Origin of the sequence: Stenotrophomonas sp. AR029 (assembly GCF_047520695.2) — a bacterium.
GTDB lineage: Bacteria > Pseudomonadota > Gammaproteobacteria > Xanthomonadales > Xanthomonadaceae > Stenotrophomonas > Stenotrophomonas sepilia.
Map to the genome: position 1 here is coordinate 21,504 of NZ_JAXBQQ020000004.1, position 15,520 is coordinate 37,023.

18 protein-coding genes are annotated in these 15,520 nt (G+C 67.7%); all 18 read right to left on the minus strand.

Features of this window, described 5'->3' with window-relative positions; translation table 11 throughout:
* The 18 genes from ACM0PB_RS14080 to ACM0PB_RS14165 all read right to left on the minus strand — a co-directional run bounded on the left by ACM0PB_RS14080 (window position 1) and on the right by ACM0PB_RS14165 (window position 15,479).
* Complete coding sequence (locus ACM0PB_RS14080) at window positions 1-270, minus strand: flagellar biosynthetic protein FliQ (RefSeq protein WP_005413254.1); 270 nt, start codon at window positions 268-270, stop codon at window positions 1-3.
* 59 nt (window positions 271-329) lie between these two features.
* Window positions 330-1,109 (minus strand): flagellar type III secretion system pore protein FliP, encoded by a 780-nt coding sequence (gene fliP, locus ACM0PB_RS14085; RefSeq protein ID WP_049460579.1) that lies wholly within the window; start codon window positions 1,107-1,109, stop codon window positions 330-332.
* Between the two features lies 1 nt (window position 1,110).
* Entirely contained in the window at window positions 1,111-1,509 is a 399-nt protein-coding gene (fliO, locus tag ACM0PB_RS14090) for a flagellar biosynthetic protein FliO (protein WP_171956126.1), read from the minus strand.
* 17 nt (window positions 1,510-1,526) lie between these two features.
* Complete coding sequence (gene fliN, locus ACM0PB_RS14095) at window positions 1,527-1,862, minus strand: flagellar motor switch protein FliN (protein WP_005409543.1); 336 nt, start codon at window positions 1,860-1,862, stop codon at window positions 1,527-1,529.
* A complete protein-coding gene (fliM, locus tag ACM0PB_RS14100) occupies window positions 1,859-2,863 on the minus strand; it encodes a flagellar motor switch protein FliM (RefSeq protein ID WP_005416434.1) in 1,005 nt (334 codons plus the stop codon). Before fliM ends, fliN begins: the two co-directional genes overlap by 4 nt.
* Window positions 2,864-2,873: 10 nt before the next feature.
* On the minus strand, window positions 2,874-3,389 hold the full coding sequence (locus ACM0PB_RS14105) for a flagellar basal body-associated FliL family protein (protein ID WP_005416435.1): 516 nt from the start codon (window positions 3,387-3,389) through the stop codon (window positions 2,874-2,876).
* A gap of 222 nt (window positions 3,390-3,611) precedes the next feature.
* Window positions 3,612-4,781: a flagellar hook-length control protein FliK gene (locus ACM0PB_RS14110; protein WP_414604807.1), complete on the minus strand. Its 1,170-nt coding sequence runs from the start codon at window positions 4,779-4,781 to the stop codon at window positions 3,612-3,614.
* Window positions 4,781-5,248, minus strand: a complete 468-nt coding sequence (fliJ, locus tag ACM0PB_RS14115; protein ID WP_005416437.1) for a flagellar export protein FliJ — start codon at window positions 5,246-5,248, stop codon at window positions 4,781-4,783. Before fliJ ends, ACM0PB_RS14110 begins: the two co-directional genes overlap by 1 nt.
* Window positions 5,249-5,251: 3 nt before the next feature.
* Window positions 5,252-6,637 carry a FliI/YscN family ATPase gene (locus ACM0PB_RS14120; RefSeq protein ID WP_414604808.1) on the minus strand — a complete coding sequence of 462 codons (1,386 nt, stop codon included), beginning with the start codon at window positions 6,635-6,637 and terminating at the stop codon, window positions 5,252-5,254.
* The gene (locus ACM0PB_RS14125; protein WP_414604809.1) at window positions 6,634-7,275 is read right to left on the minus strand and encodes a FliH/SctL family protein; all 642 of its coding nucleotides are present in this window, start codon (window positions 7,273-7,275) and stop codon (window positions 6,634-6,636) included. The genes ACM0PB_RS14120 and ACM0PB_RS14125 overlap by 4 nt, the downstream gene beginning before the upstream one ends.
* Window positions 7,272-8,258 (minus strand): flagellar motor switch protein FliG, encoded by a 987-nt coding sequence (gene fliG / locus ACM0PB_RS14130; RefSeq protein WP_024958226.1) that lies wholly within the window; start codon window positions 8,256-8,258, stop codon window positions 7,272-7,274. Before fliG ends, ACM0PB_RS14125 begins: the two co-directional genes overlap by 4 nt.
* Before the next feature lie 7 nt (window positions 8,259-8,265).
* Window positions 8,266-9,912 carry a flagellar basal-body MS-ring/collar protein FliF gene (gene fliF / locus ACM0PB_RS14135; RefSeq protein ID WP_049412900.1) on the minus strand — a complete coding sequence of 549 codons (1,647 nt, stop codon included), beginning with the start codon at window positions 9,910-9,912 and terminating at the stop codon, window positions 8,266-8,268.
* Window positions 9,913-9,925: 13 nt separating this feature from the next.
* On the minus strand, window positions 9,926-10,291 hold the full coding sequence (gene fliE, locus ACM0PB_RS14140; protein WP_005409552.1) for a flagellar hook-basal body complex protein FliE: 366 nt from the start codon (window positions 10,289-10,291) through the stop codon (window positions 9,926-9,928).
* Between the two features lie 325 nt (window positions 10,292-10,616).
* The gene (locus tag ACM0PB_RS14145) at window positions 10,617-11,033 is read right to left on the minus strand and encodes a hypothetical protein (RefSeq protein WP_049460596.1); all 417 of its coding nucleotides are present in this window, start codon (window positions 11,031-11,033) and stop codon (window positions 10,617-10,619) included.
* A gap of 186 nt (window positions 11,034-11,219) precedes the next feature.
* Window positions 11,220-12,725 (minus strand): sigma-54 dependent transcriptional regulator, encoded by a 1,506-nt coding sequence (locus tag ACM0PB_RS14150; RefSeq protein WP_065178549.1) that lies wholly within the window; start codon window positions 12,723-12,725, stop codon window positions 11,220-11,222.
* Complete coding sequence (locus ACM0PB_RS14155) at window positions 12,722-13,099, minus strand: response regulator (RefSeq protein ID WP_005409556.1); 378 nt, start codon at window positions 13,097-13,099, stop codon at window positions 12,722-12,724. The genes ACM0PB_RS14150 and ACM0PB_RS14155 overlap by 4 nt, the downstream gene beginning before the upstream one ends.
* 14 nt (window positions 13,100-13,113) lie before the next feature.
* On the minus strand, window positions 13,114-14,523 hold the full coding sequence (gene rpoN, locus ACM0PB_RS14160) for an RNA polymerase factor sigma-54 (protein WP_414604810.1): 1,410 nt from the start codon (window positions 14,521-14,523) through the stop codon (window positions 13,114-13,116).
* Window positions 14,524-14,846: 323 nt separating this feature from the next.
* Window positions 14,847-15,479, minus strand: coding sequence for a response regulator (locus ACM0PB_RS14165; RefSeq protein WP_414604812.1), 633 nt, complete (start codon window positions 15,477-15,479; stop codon window positions 14,847-14,849).
* Window positions 15,480-15,520: the final 41 nt, after the last annotated feature.

A 15,520-nucleotide genomic window follows, 5' to 3' on the forward strand; every position in this document is an offset into this window, starting at 1 on the left:
CTAGCCGATCAGGTGTGGGATGCGCTGGAACAGCAGCGTGGTGAATTCAACCAGGTGGCCGATCAGCAAGCTGCCCAGCGCGAACAGCACTGCGGTCAGCGCTGCCGCCTTGGCGACGAAGGCGATGGTCGGTTCGTTGAGCTGGGTCGCGGCCTGCACGACACCGACCACCACGCCCACCACCAGTACGGTGAGCAGCAGCGGGCCGGCCACCCACAATACGGTGATCAGGCCGCCACGCAGTTCAGTCAAGGCAAGTTCGGGAGACATTCGGATTCCATCTGCTCATGTAGAGTCGAGCCCTGCTCGACTGCGCGTTACGGGGGATATCAGGCCGGATTGAAGCTCGCCGCCAACGTACCCACGGTCAGCACCCAGCCATCGACCAGCACGAACAGCAGGATCTTGAAGGGCGCCGAGACCAGCATCGGCGACAGCATCATCATGCCCATCGACATCAGCACGCTGGCAACGACCAGGTCGATGATCACGAACGGGATGAAGATCAGGAATCCGATCTCGAAGGCGGTCTTCAGTTCACTGGTGACGAACGAAGCGACCAGCACCGGGAACGGGATCGCGTCGGGGCTGGCGTAGGTGCCATGCCCGGCGATGCCGGCAAAGGTCATCAGGTCGGTCTCGCGGATCTGCGCCAGCATGAAGCCGCGCAGTGGCTGCGTGGTCAGCGTCCATGCGGTCTGGAAGTCGATGTCGCCGTTGAGGTAGGGCGCCATGCCCGCGCTCCACGCCTTGTCCCAGGTCGGCATCATCACCATCGCGGTGAGGAACAGGGCCAGGCCCAGCAGCACCTGGTTGGACGGCGTCTGGCCGGTGCCCAGCGCCTGGCGCAGCAGGCCCAGCACGATGATGATGCGGGTGAACGAGGTCAGCACCAGCAGCATTGACGGGATCAGGGTGATCGCGGTCATCAGCAGCAGGGTCTGCAGCGGCAGGCTGACCGGCTGGCCGCCGATCTTGCCGACGTTGACGTCCGGCAGAGGGGTGGCCGGCGCGCCGGGCGCGGCCAACGCCAGCGCCGGCAACAGGCACAGGGCAAGCAACAGCAGCCACGGCATCAGGGTGGCAAGTCGGGTACGGGTGACACGCATGTCAGGGATCCTTGCGCAGCCGCTGCTGCAGCAGCTGGGCGAAATTCGGCAGGTTCTTGAAGTCCGGCACGCGCACCGGTGCCGGTGGCGGCAGCGGCTCGGGCAGGGTATGCAGGGTATTGATGCCGCCGGCGGTGACGCCCAGCAGCAGTTGCTGGCCATTGACCTCCACCACCACCACGCGCTCCTTGGCGCCGACACTGAGGCTGGCTACCAGCTTCATGCCTTCGGCCGGGCGGAAGCCGCTGCCAGGCATGCGCTTGAGCAGCCAGCCCAGGCCGATCACCAGGGCCAGCACCGCCAGCAGCGCCAGCACCGCACCGAACAGGCTGGGTGCGGCGGCCGCATGCTGGCCGACCTGCGGGCCGATCGGCGCGGCGGCCTTGCCGACCGCGAGCAGGGTGGAGGCCAGCAGGCTCAACGCAGTCTCCGGATACGCTCGCTGGGGCTGACCACGTCGGTCAGGCGCACGCCGAAGCGGTCGTTGATCACCACCACTTCGCCGTGGGCGATCAGGGTGCCGTTGACGAACACGTCCAGCGATTCGCCTGCACCGCGTTCCAGTTCCACCACCGAGCCCTGGTTGAGCTGCAGCAGGTTGCGGATCGGCAGGCGGGCACGACCGACTTCCAGCGACAGGGTCACCGGCACATCGAGGATCACGTCCAGGTTCAGGTCCGGACCATTTGCCTCATCGGCCTGCAGGCTGCTGAACTGGGCCGGGGTCGGTTCGAGGGCGTCGATATCGTTCATTGCGGGTCTTCCTGGATGACGGGTACGCGCGGGCGGGTGCCCGGCGGATGGGTAGCGGTGATCTTCACGGCGTTCATGCCGTTGGCGATGCCGAACTCGCCGGTGAACACGGGGATGTTCTCCACGCATAGCGGCACCTGCGGGCTGAGCTCGATCGGCAGGATGTCGCCGACCTTCAGCTGGGTCAGGTCGCGCAGGGTCATGCGCTTGCTGGCCAGCACGCTGGACAGGGTGACTTCGGCGACGTTGAGCTGCTCACGCAGGGTCTTGCCCCAGCTCTCGTCGCGGTCGTTGCGGTCGCTCTGGATGCCGGCGTCGAGCAGTTCGCGGATCGGTTCCAGCATCGAGTAGGGCAGGGTGACGTGGATGTCGCCGCCGCCACCGTCGAGCTCGACGTGCAGGCGGCACACCACCACATATTCGCGCGGGGTCACGATGTTGGCGAAATGCGGGTTGATCTCCGAGTTGATGTACTCGAAGTCGACATCCATCACCGGTGCCCACGCTTCGCGCAGATCGGCGAAGGTCTGCTTCAACAGCAGGTGGATGACCCGCATTTCAGTAGCCGTGAACTCGCGGCCCTCGATGCGGGTGGGGTAGCGCCCGTCGCCGCCGAAGAAATTGTCGACGATGGCGAACACCAGGGTCGGCTCGAACACGATCAGGCCGGTGCCGCGCAGCGGCTTGAAGCGGATCAGGTTCAGGTTGGTCGGTACATACAGCGAGTGCATGTAGTCATTGAACTTGATCAGTTCGATGCCGCGCACCGACAGTTCGGCCGAGCGGCGGATCAGGTTGAACAGGCCGATCCGCCACAGGCGCGCGAAGCGCTCATGGACCATTTCCAGGGTCGGCATGCGACCACGGATGATGCGGTCCTGGCTGGCGAAGTCGTACGAGCGCGCTTCGCCTGACGGGGGTTCCGCATCGGTCTCGACCGCGCCACTGTCCACGCCGTGGAGCAGGGCATCGATCTCGTCCTGGGACAGCAGATCATTCATCGGTGGGCCCTTACTGGGTCACGAAGCTGGTGAACAGCAGATCGTCGGCGCCGTTGCTGCCGGTCTCGGCCTTGAGTACCTTCTGCACCTCGGCCAATGAGGCGGCCTGCAGCTTCTGCTTGCCGGCGACATCGGCGATCTGGTCCGGGCTGACCTGCGAGAACAGCATCAGCAGGCGCGCACGGATGGCCGGGGCGTGGGTCTTGATCGCTTCCAGCGCGGCCGGGTCGCGGGTCATCAGCTGGACCTCCAGCTGCAGGTAACGCGGGCCGTCGACCGGGCCATTGAGGTTGACCACGAAGGCCGGGTCCAGCGCGAAGTACTGTGCCGGGGCTGGGGTCGCGCTCTTCTTCGGCGCCTGCGCGGTCTTCTCTTCATGCTTGGACTGGGTGAAGAACCACACGCCGCCACCGGCGGCAGCGGCGGCCAGTACGGCCACCAGCGCGGTGATCAGGATCGGACTACGCGGCTTGGCGGCCTTGTCCTTCTCTGCGGTCTTCTTGGTTTTGTCAGCGGCTGCGGCCACGGGTGAAGCTCCTGAGGGTTGCTTCACCGGGATATGCAAGGGGCGTGCCGAAGGCCGGGCAGCGGGACGCGACGGAATTCCGTCAGGGTGTGGGTGGGGCCGAGCGGAGCAAGCTCCGCACCCACCAACGCGATACCGGTGGGTGCGGCTCTATTGCCCGGCTGCCCTGGTGGGTGCCGACCGCTCTGCGCTGGTGGGTGCCGACCCTGGTCGGCACGGCTGTCAGGCGTAGGCGTCCAGCAGTCCGCGCTGGCGGATCAACTGCGCCGACGACACGCTGGCATCGCCCGGCGTCGGTTCTCCGTCGCCGATGATGCCGCTGCCACCGGGCTGGCCCGGCGCATTGCCCTCACCACCCGGGGACTGGTGGCCGACATCGGCGTGGGCCAGCTGGAAGCCCTGTTCGCCCAGCAGCTCGCGCAGGCGCGGCAGGCTGCTTTCCAGCGCTTGCCGCACGTCCACGTGCGGGCTGCTGAAGCTGGCATGCACCTTGTCGCCGTTCAACTGCAGGCGCACGTCGACCGGGCCCATGTCGTCCGGGCTCAGGCGGATGTGGGCGTGGCCGATCTTCTGGTCGGCCAGCCAACCCAGGCGTGCGCCGATGGCCTGGTCGAAGCGATCGTCACCCAGCACGGGTTTCGGCGTCGGCTCGCCATTGAAGATCGCATTGCCGGCGGCGAGCGCCGCCTTGAGGTCCTGTACGGCGGCTGCTGCCGGAGCGTGCAGCAGGGGTGTGCTGGCGCGGTCGCCAACGGCGGCCACGTCACTGCCTTCGCCGCGCTCGCTGCGCTTGCCGGGCAGGATCATCTCCGGCAGTGGCAGCGCCGTGGCATCGTCCGCACTGGTCGCCGCCGGTTTGGCGTCAGCCGCCACTGGGGTTGTGGTGGCCGTCGCCGGTGCGTCTGCAGGCAGTGTCGGGTTCGTGGCGGGGGCAGCAGCAGGCAGCGCGCTACCGTCGCTGGCCAGCGCCGGTGCAGCGGTGGTCGGCAGAGCAGCGGCCGGATCGGCAGGCATCGGCATCGCCAGCACCAGGCCGGCCAGGCCGGGCGGTGGCCACGGGGCGTCCTCGGTCGGGGCGGGCTTGTCCTTTTCGGTGCCGGGTCCAGCCGGGGTCACGACAACGGGCGGCAGCGACGGCGTTTCAGCAGTTGCCGCTTCGGCGTCCGCGGTGCGTTCACCCGGTGCCTGGCCATTGCTGTCGGCGGTCGATGGTTGGCTCGGCGTGGATGGCATCGGTGTCGTGGCGCTCCCGGCTGGCGTGGGTGCAGACGGTGCGCCGCCCTGCAGCAGCTGGCTGAAGTCCTTTCCGCCTTCGCTGCGCGAGGCGCGTGCGGCACTGTTGCTGGTGGCGGGCGTGGCCGTGTTGGCGCTGCTGGCGAGCGGGGCGGGCATCACGAGCGGCCTCCCTGCTCGGCGCCGTCCTGGTCTTCGGCCTGCACTAGGCGTGCACGCCGTGCGCCAATGTCGTCCATCTCGCGCTGGTCGCGGCGGTCGGTCACCACCTTTTCCTGCGCCCGGTAGCTGGCGGCCAGCTGCTCCAGCACCGCCTTGTCACGGCTGGCCAGGATCAGGCGTGCGCGCTCGGCCTCCACTTTTTCGCGGTTGCCATTGACCGTGGCCTGCTGCTGCTCGACCGCGCTGTCCAGTCGATCGAGGAAGGCGCGGCGGTTGAGCAACTGTGCCGGGCTGGTCGCCGCCATCTGTGCGTTGGCGTACTCCTCGGCATAGCGGCGCAGTTCGTCCAGTCGCGACAGATGGGTGTCGAGCACGCGCTGGCGTTCGGCCAGGTCGCGGGCGACCGCGTCCTCATGTTCCTGGGCCCGCTTGAGCAGGGGATCGATGCGCTTGGACTGGTTCATGGCTTAACTCTCTTGTTCCACCAGGCGCTGCAGCGCCGCCTGGCTGTGCGGGAGATCTGCGGCCTTGGCAACGTCCTGGCCGAGGAACTCCATGATTTCCGGCCAGCGTTCCAGGGCTTCGTCGGTGGCCGCGTCGTTGCCGCGCTGGTAAGCACCGATCGCGATCAGGTCCCGGTTGGCCGAATAGGCCGAGACCAGTCGCTTCAACTTGCGGATGCGCAGGCGCCACGGTTCGTCGGCGATTTCCGTGACCACGCGGCTGACCGACGACTCGACGTCGATGGCCGGGTACAAGCCGCTGTCGGCCACGCGGCGCGAGAGCAGGATGTGGCCGTCGAGGATCGCGCGCGCGGCATCGGCGATCGGATCCTGCGGATCATCGCCTTCGGTCAGCACCGTGTAGAACGCGGTGATCGAGCCACGGCCCTTGGCGCCATTGCCGGCGCGTTCGACCAGTGCCGGCAGCTTGGCGAACACCGACGGCGGATAGCCGCGGGTGGTCGGCGGTTCGCCGACCGACAGGCCGATCTCGCGCTGCGCCTGGGCGAAGCGGGTCAGCGAGTCCATCAGTAGCAGCACGTTCAGGCCCTGGTCGCGGAACCACTCGGCAATGGCGGTGGCGCGGTAGGCACCATGCAGACGCGCCAGCGGCGGCCGGTCGGCAGGGCTGGCGACCACCACGGCGCGGCGAAGGCCTTCCTCGCCCAGCGTGGTCTCGACGAAATCGCGCACTTCGCGGCCGCGTTCACCGATCAGGCCGACCACGATCACGTCGGCGGCGGTGTAGCGGGTCATCATGCCCAGCAGCGTCGACTTGCCGACGCCGGATCCGGCGAACAGGCCGACGCGCTGGCCGCGGCCGATCGGCAGCAGCGCGTTGATCGCGCGCACGCCCACGTCCAGCGGCTGGGTGATCGGTTCACGCGCCAGCGGATTGATCGACACGCCGGCCATGCCAACATGGCCTTCGGTGCGGATCGGGCCCTTGCCATCCAGCGGCACGCCGTCGCTGTCGATGACGCGGCCGAGCAGGCCTTCGCCCACTTCCACGCCGCCCCGGCGCGCCGATGGCACCACCCGGGCATTGGGCAGCAGGCCATGCAGTTCGGCGCTGGGCATCAGGTAGGTGCGCTCGCCGGCAAAGCCGACCACTTCTGCATCGACCCAGCCACCGTCGACCACTTCCACCTTGCAGCTGGCACCCAGCGGCGCTTCGCAGCCGACCGCTTCCAGGGTGAGCCCGACCGCACGGCGCAACACGCCCTCGCGGATCAGGCCGCGACCATGCGCGGTGTCCACGCGCAGGCCATCCAGGCGCCGCGCCAGGCGCAGGTTGCGGGCTACGGCCCAGTCGGCCGGCGGCGGAGTGGTTTGTGGTCCGGCACTCATGCCGTCGCTCCGGTCTGGCGGATCACCGCATCCAGCGCACCGCGCAGGCGGGCTTCCAGGGTGCCGTCGATGCGCACGGCTTCGGCGTGCACGCGCAGGTCGCCACGGCTGAGGCTGGTATCCGGTACCAGGCGCTGCGTCGGCGAAAGATTCAACAGCGGGGCGAGGGCAGCGATGTCATCCGGATGCAGCCGCACTTCCACCTCGCGGGTGCTGCCGCCCACGGCGTCGATCGCTTCGCCGACCAGCTGCGCCAGCAGTGCCGGCTCGGCTTCGTAGGCGCGGCCGACCAGTGCGCCGGCGATGCGAACCGCCAGTTCGCCGAGTGCACCGACCACTTCGTTCTCCAGCCGCACCAGCGGCCGGCTGAAGTTGTCCAGGATCCCTTCGATCTGCGCGGCGAGGCGACGTACTTCGGCCTGGCCCTGGCCGTAGCCGTCGGCATGGCCCTGTTCGAACCCTTCCTTCTCGGCGTTGTCCTGGATCGCCTGGATCTCTTCAAGGGTCGGCAGCTGCAGCGGCGGCTCCGGTTCGTGTTCCGGATCCGGCTCGGTGAGTTCGAACGCATACTCCTGCTCCAGCACTGGTTCGGGCTGGGCCAGCAGGTCCGGGGCAAGCCAGCGCACGACGTTGCTCACAGCATGGCCTCCGCGCTGCCACCGATGGTGACGGTGCCTTCATCGGCCATGCGCTTGACGATCGCCAGGATCTCGCGCTGTGCGCCTTCCACGTCGGACAGGCGCACCGGGCCGCGGGCTTCCATGTCCTCCAGCAGGATCTCGGCCGCGCGCTGCGACATGTTGCGGGTGATCTTGTCGCGCACCTTGATGTCGGCGCCGCGCAGGGCCAGGCCCAGGCGCTCGCCGCTCACCTCGCGCAGCACCAGCTGCATCTCGCGATCGTCCAGGTCGACCAGGTCGTCGAACACGAACATCAGGTCCTGGATGCGGTTGCTCAACGGCGCATCGATGCGCGCGATTTCGCCCAGGATTGCCTGGTCCTGGCCGCTGTCCATGAAGTTCAGGATGTTGGCCGCGCACTGCACGCCGCCGATGTTCGACGACTTCAGGTTCTGGTTGCCGGCGAACTGGCGCTCCATGATCTCGTTGAGTTCATTGAGCGCGTTCGGCGGAATACCGTCGAGGGTGGCGATGCGCAGCAGCACATCCACGCGGGTACGGTCCGGCAGCAGCTTCAGCGCGTCGGCGGCCTGGTCGGTTTCCAGGTGCGCCATCACGATGGCGATGATCTGCGGGTGCTCGTTGCGCACCAGGTCGGCCACTGCACGCGGGTCCATCCACTTCAGCGCGTCCAGGCCGGTGGTGTTGCGGCCGAGCAGGATGCGGTCGATCAGGTTGCCGGCCTTCTCGCTGCCCAGCGCCTGCACCAGCATGTTGCGGATGTAGTCATCCGAGCCCACGCCCAGCGAGGTCTTCGAGCCCAGTTCCTGGCCGAACTGGTCCATCACCCGCTCCACCTGCTCGCGGGTGATGTCGGTCATGGTGGCCATGGCGATGCCGATCTTCTGTACTTCCTTGGGTTCCATGTGGCGCAGCACTTCGGCCGCATCCAGCTCACCCAGCGAAAGCAGCAGCACGGCCGCGCGCTGTACTCCGGTCAGTTGTGCCTCAGTCATTGGCCACCCAGCCTTTGACCACCTGGGCCACGCGCTTGGAGTCGGTCTTCACGGCTTCACGCGCCATCCGCAGTCGTTCCTCATATGAATCCACCGGCAGTGCGAGCGCATCCGGTCCGCCCAGGCTTGCCCGGTCGGTGCCCAGCGCTGGCAGCGCAATGCCATCGTCATCGACCAGCTGCACATCCGCCGTATGCGGCTCCAGCGCCTGCTCGTCTGCCTTCCTGCTCTGGCCGGTGATCGCGCGCAGCGCCGGACGCAGCACGCCGAACAGCAGCGCCAGCACCACCACCGCGCCCAGCAGCATGCGGCCGGCATCGTGCACCCACGGCAGCTCCCACCAGGCCGGGCCTTGTTCGGGCGTGGTCTCGCGCACGAACGGGGCATTCATCACCGACACGGTGTCGCCACGCTCGGCGTTGAAGCCGACGGCCTGCTTGACCAGCGCCTCGACGCGGGTCAGTTCGGCGGCCGACAGCGGCTGCGGGCTCATCTTGCCGTTGGCGCCGGCGCGCGGCACGTTGTCCACCAGCACCGCCACCGACACGCGCTTGATGCGGCCGGCCGGCTGGCGGGTGTGCTGCAGGGTGCGGTCCAGCTCGTAGTTGCGGGTGGCGTTCTTGCTGCTTTCGGTCGGGGTCTGCGCGGTGGCCGGCGCGGCCTGCTGGCCCGGCGGACTGTTGCTGGTTGCACCCGGCACGCCCTGCGGACCCGGCGTGCTGGTGGTGTTCTCGCTCATCTGCTCGCTGCGCAGCTTCTGCGGTTCACCGTTGTAGAGCTCACGGGCTTCCTCGGTCACCGAGAAGTCCATGTCCACGCTCACTTCCGGGTTGACGCGGCCGGGGCCGGTCATCGGCTCCAGCAGCTCGCGGATGCGCTGGTTGAACGAGGTTTCCTGGCGCCGCACCTGCTCGAACTGCGCGGCGTTGACCGCCGCCTCGCTGTTCGGGTCGGTGATGCTGAGCATGCGCCCGCTCTGGTCGACCACGGTCACCCGTTCCGGCGCCAGGTCCGGAATGCTGGCCGCGACCATGTGCACGATGGCGTCCACCTGGCTGCGTTCCAGCTGCTGGCCGCCCCGCAGTTCCAGGGTGACCGAGGCGCTGGCCACGTCACGCTGGCGGGTGAAGGCGCTGGGCTTGGGAATGGCCAGATGCACGCGTGAATCACGTACCGGGCGCAGCGTGTTGATGGTGCGCGACAGCTCGGTTTCCAGCGCGTGCTGGTAGCGCGCGCTTTCCACGAACTGGCTGACGCCGAAGCCCGGGTCGCGTTCCATCAGCTCGAAGCCGAGCTTGCCACTGTCGGTCAGGCCGGAGCCGGCCAGCTTCAGGCGGGCGTCGTGCAGGTTCTTTTCCGGCACGGTGATGCCACCGGTGGCCGGATCGAGCGCGAACGGAATCTGCGCGGCGCGCAGCAGGTCGGTCGCCTCAGCGGTCGCCTTCTGGTCCAGGCCGGTGTACAGCGGGACCATGCCCGGCTTCTGTGACCAGAAGAACACGGACAGGCCTGCCGCCACCGCCACCGCGATCATCGCCATCAGGCCCAGCCGACGGGTGATCTGCAGACTCTGCAGGCGGTCGAACCATTGCCCGGCCTTCTCGGCGTTCAGGCTGTCCTTGGAGAGCGTCAGTGCCATGCGTCAATGTTCCTTACAGCGGCATGTTCATCACGTCCTGGTAGGCCTGGACGAGACGGTTGCGGACTTCCACGGTGGCGCGGAAGGCGATCTGGGACTGCTGCGAGGCGACCATCACCTTGGCCAGGTCGGCGCTGGGGTCGCCCATTTCAAAGGCCTTGGCGAGGGCGCCGGACTTCTGCTGCGCATCGTTGACGCCGGCAATCGCACCACGCAGGGTTTCGGTGAAGCTGGCCGGCTGGGCCTGCGGCGCGTCCAGCACCGTGCCCGGCAGGGCGTTGCTGCGCGGCGTTTCGCCCAGCGGGTTGAGCGCCGGCTGCCCCATCTGGGTCTGATAGGAGCGGATCTGCGAAAGGATCGAAGTGACGGAGTGGGACATCTGCAACGGTTCCAGAAACAGGGATGGGGTTGTCTGCTGGAACCAGTGCAAGTGCCGTGCCGAAACCGGTTTTCGATTCAGTGAAGTGAGGGTTGTGGGTGTGCTGGCAGGGCTGCGCCCTGCACCCGCCGAATCAACGTCAACGTCAACGGCGGGCTATCCGTGGGGTGGCGGGCTGGGTCCGGCGACAGGTGGCCGCGATCTGTTGAAACCTGCTACTGATGGTGGGTGCCGACCGTTGGTCGGCACGGGGTCGGATCCCGTTGCAACGCAACGGGCTCTGACCCCATTGAAGGCGCCATTTAACCGGCGTCGGTTTTCTGGCCTACGGCTGCAGGGTCCAGTGGCCGGAATTCTGGCGCTGGCGCGGGGCGATGGGGCCGTCGTGCTGGGTGTAGATGAAGCGGCCCTGGCGGTCGCTCAGGCAGGTCAGCAGCAGGGTGTAGCGTGCGGGGCCGGCCGGGTGGCTTTCGCTCATCTGGATCTCCGCGATATGCGGGGCCAGGCGCTGGTAGCGGTAGCTGCCGCCGATGCGCAGGTCGGTGCCGAGGATATCCAGCACGTACTGGTTGCCGGTGAAGCTGACCTGCACCATGCGTCCGGCGTTCGGATTGTCCGGCGCATACAACGGATCGCTGAGGTTGGTGAAGTGGCGCTGGTCCAGCGTGACAGGTAGCGTGCAGTTGGCCGCGGTGGCCAGGGCCGGGCAGAGCAGGGTGGCGAGCAGGGCAAGGCGATGCATGGTGGAACCTCCTTGGGGGTGTCCTCGCCATGCTCCGCACTGCGGCGGTGTTGTCTCTAGGAAAACGTGCAAAAGCAATGGGCTCAGATCCCGCTCCGCAGCAAGGGGATGTGAGCCCAGGGGCCCAAAACACCAACGCCCGGGCGAGCCCAGGCGTTCGTGCCCCCTTCATGCTGGTGGCGCGGTTCAGCCGGCCAGTTCGGCCTGCTCGCGTTCGATGCCGTACTTGCGCAGCTTTTCCACCAGGGTGGTGCGGCGCAGGCCAAGCAGCTGGGCGGCGTGGGCGACCACGCCCTGGGTGCGTTCCAGTGCTTCGTTGATCAGGCCCAGTTCGATGCTGGCCATGTGGTTGCGCAGGTCCATGCCCTCGTCGGGCAGTGCGGCCGGTGCCGCCGGGCGATTGACGGCGATACCGTGTTCCAGCGCCGGCTGGTTGCCGCTGCCGGGTGTGTGGAAGGAGAAGCTGCGCAGGTCCAGTCGCTCTTCGCTGGCGGCGGGCGGTGCCGGCGCCAGCGCAGCGACGGCGGCCAGTGCCGCATCGCCACGATAACGGGCCGGCAGGTCCTGTACGCGCACCGAGCCACCCGGATGCAGTACGGCCAGTCGTTCGACCAGGTTGGTCAGCTCGCGCACGTTGCCCGGCCATTCGTAGCCGGCCAGCGCCTGCAGGGCTTCCGGGGTGAAGCGCACTTCGCCACGGCCAGTGCGGGCCAGCTGCGCGGCGATGGTTTCCACCAGTGCCGGCAGGTCTTCGCGACGCTCGCGCAGCGCGGGTACTTCAATCGGGAACACGTTGAGGCGGTAGAACAGATCCTCGCGGAACTTGCCCTCAGCGATGCGGGTCTCCAGGTCGCGATGGGTCGCGGCCACCACGCGCACGTTGCAGCGGATGGTCTGGTTGCCACCCACGCGCTCGAAACTGCGCTCCTGCAGCACGCGCAGCAGCTTCACCTGCATCGGCAGGCTCATGTCGCCGATTTCGTCGAGCAGCAGGGTGCCGCCCTCGGCCATTTCGAAACGGCCCTTGCGCGCGGTGAGCGCGCCGGTGAAGGCGCCCTTCTCATGGCCGAACAGTTCGCTTTCCAGCAGGTCGGCCGGAATGGCGCCGCAGTTGATCGCCACAAACGGTCCGTCACGGCGTGGCGAACGCTGGTGGATGGCGCGCGACACCACTTCCTTGCCGGTACCGGATTCACCCAGCACCAGCACGGTAGTATCGAATGCGGCCACCTGCTCGATCATGGTGCGCAGGGCGCTCACTGCCGGGCCGTTGCCGGTGGGTCCCTGGTCCTGCGCGGCGCCGGCCTGATGCTCGGCATCCAGGCGCTTGAGGCTGGCGCGGCGCAGCAGGGCTTCCATCTGTGCGTGGCGCAGCGGCGTTTCCAGCGGCCAGATATTCGCTTCATGCAGCCCGTGCTGCTGGGCAAACATTGCGGCATCACCATCGGCCAGCAGCACCGGAGGCGGCAGGCTGCTGCCGCCCAGCCAGTTGTATAGCGCGGTGCTGGCGGGGCTGTCGTCCAGGCTGCCGACGATCACCGCCATCCAGTCGTTCTGGCGCTGCCGGCCCAGGTCGAAGTCGGCCGCGTCGGAGACCCAGCGCGGATTGAAGTCCATGAATTCCAGCAGGGCAACGGTGCGCTCTGCGCGCACGGCGTCGTTGTCCAGCACCAGGATGCGCGATTCACTCACGACTGTTCCTCCCTGAGGCCTTCCAGGATCGGCATGACTTCCTGGATGTAGGACAGCTTGCTGACAAAGTTGTCGGCACCGGCACGCAGCGCGTGTTCGCGGTGCTCGGCGTCGTCGAAGTGGCTGGCGATCACGATGTACGGTGCATCGTCCTGCGACTTGATCAGGCGGGTGGCCTGCAGGCCGCCCATCTCCGGCATGGCCAGGTCCATCAGCACCACCTGCGGGCGCAGCGTTTCCGAGCGCTCGATCGCTTCCAGGCCGTTGCCGGCACTGCCGACGATCTGCAGCCAGTCGATCTTGCGGAAATGGCGCATCGCCGCGTTGATGAAGCCCTCGTGGTCATCGACCAGCAGGACCGTGAGCTTGTTCATGTCCAACATCCTTTTCAGCCCACCCGGGCCAGCTGCGGTTGCCTGGCGCTGAGCCGGCGCCGTTCGCGGGCCGGGGCGATATCCAGTTGTTCTCGGTATTTTGCGACGGTTCGGCGGGCAATGTTCACCCCCTGGCGTGACAGCAGGCCGGCAATGGCCTCGTCGGCCAGCGGACGGCCGGCGGGTTCGGCGTCGATCAGGCGGCGGACCATGGCTTTCACCGCCTGGCCGGAGACGCTGGCGCCTTCCAGGCGCACGGCGAAGAAGTGCTTCAGTTCGAAGGTGCCGCGCGGGGTCTGCAGGAACTTGCCGGTGGTGATGCGCGAGACGGTGGACTCGTGCATGCCGATTTCCTCGGCCACTTCCTTCAGGGTCAGCGGCGCCATCGCCTCTTCGCCACTCACCAGGAAGGCGGCCTGGCGCTCGACGATCACGCGCGCGGTGCGCAGCAGGGTGTCGTAGCGCATCGACAGGCCGCGGCTGAACCAGCGCGCCTCCTGCAGCATCTCGCGCAGTGCCGGCGCGGCTTCGCTGGTTTCGGCCAGCGCCTGTTCGTACTGGCTGTTGATCGAGACGCGGCGGCTGGTGGCCGGGTTCAGTGCCACCTTCCATTGCCCATCGGCGTGCCAGGCGACGACGTCCGGCACTACCACAGCGTTGCGTTCGGGCAGCAGGCTGTCGCCGGGGCGCGGCTGCAGCGAGAGGATCAGGCACACCGCCTCGCGCACGTCGTCGATCTCGGCGTCGTGCTGGCGGGCGAGGGCGGGGTAGTCGTGCGCGGCCAGTGCCTCGAGCGCGCCATCGAGGATGCGGGCGGCCAGGTGACGCGCGGGGACCACGCCGTGCAGGCTGCGCAGTTGTGCCTGCAGGCCTTCGCGCAGGTCCTGCGCAGCCATGCCAGCCGGTTCACCGTGCAGCAGCTGCTGGCGGATGGCCTCGACGCCTTCGGCGGCGATGTCGAACTGGGCGCTGGCCAGCAGCTGCAGCTGCGCCAGTGGCGCCTGCAGGTAGCCTGCCTCGTCGCAGTGGTCGAGCCAGAACGCGGCCACCGCCAGTTCGCTGTCGTCCATGTCCAGCGCCAGGCGCTGCAGCACGCGCAGCTGAGGGTCGGTCGACTCACCGGCGGCAATGCGCGCCATGCGGTCGTCGTCGCCGTCCTGCCAGCTGGCGCCGGCCACGTCCCACATCGAAGACTCCGGCAGCTCGTCGAACGCGGCGGTTTCCAGCGTGGTGGCGCTGACCTCGGTGGCATCAGCGGCAGGCGCTTCGGCCTCTTCGATCTCCAGCAGCGGGTTGGAGTCCAGCAGGCGCTGGATTTCCTGTTCCAGGTGCAGGCCATCAAGCTGCAACAGCCGTATCGACTGCAGCAGCTGCGGGGTGAGGTGAAGTTGTTGGCCCAGCTGGGTCGAGAGTGCAGCCTTCATCGTGGTTCCCCGGCGCCGCTCCCCGGCGCCTTGTGGAACGCATCTTGCTTTTGATCCGGCGTGGGCGGAATCGGGGGGTTCCTGAGGGGATTCGTGGTTGTCCCGACAGGATGTAGGGGTTATCCCTACATTGGCTCGGGATATTGACGAAACGGGCCGCCAAGTCATTGATTCGTCGTGCCGACGCAGCGGGTTTTGCAGCGGCCGGTGTACGGATTCCTGTCAGGGAAGGTCGGGGTGACGGGAATTCGTCGCCGGTGCAGTGCCGGGCAGGGGTCAGATCCCTTTCCTGCGGAAAGGGATCTGACCCCATTCGCAGGCAATCACTCCAGCTCGTGCTGGTGGCGCGCGGCCAGCAGCAACAGGTCATTGGCGCGGCGGCAGCCCAACGACTCCATCATGCGTGCGCGATGGGTTTCCACCGTCTTCACGCTGATGCCGAGGTCCGCGGCGATTTCCTTGTTGCTTTCGCCCTTGCCGATGCGGCGCAGGATCTCGCGCTGACGCGGCGACAGCGCGGCAATGCCGGTAGGCTTCTCGCGGCCCAGCATGGGTGCCAGCATCTTGGCCGAGATCTGGGGACTCAGGAACACCTGGCCGGCATGCGCGGCGCGCAGCGCCAGTTCCAGCTCCTGCGGTGCTGCATCCTTCACCACGAACCCGACCGCACCGCGATCCAGGGCGTCGCGCACATGGGCGGCATCGTCGTGCATGGTCATCATCACCACCCGGGTGCCCGGGGCGCGCAGGCGGATGTCGCTGAGCGCTTCCAGGCCGGTGCGGCCCGGCAACGAGAGATCCATCAGCACCACATCCGGCGCATGCTGCAGGGCCAGCTGCAGTGCCTGTTCGGCGTTGCTGGCCTCGGCGACGAGCTGCACGTCGGCAAACCCGTGCAGCAGCCGCGCCAGGCCGGCGCGGACGAGGGTGTGATCGTCGACGATGAGAACTCGCACAGGCACGCAACAGATCCGAGTAGGGGAGTCCACCTTAACTT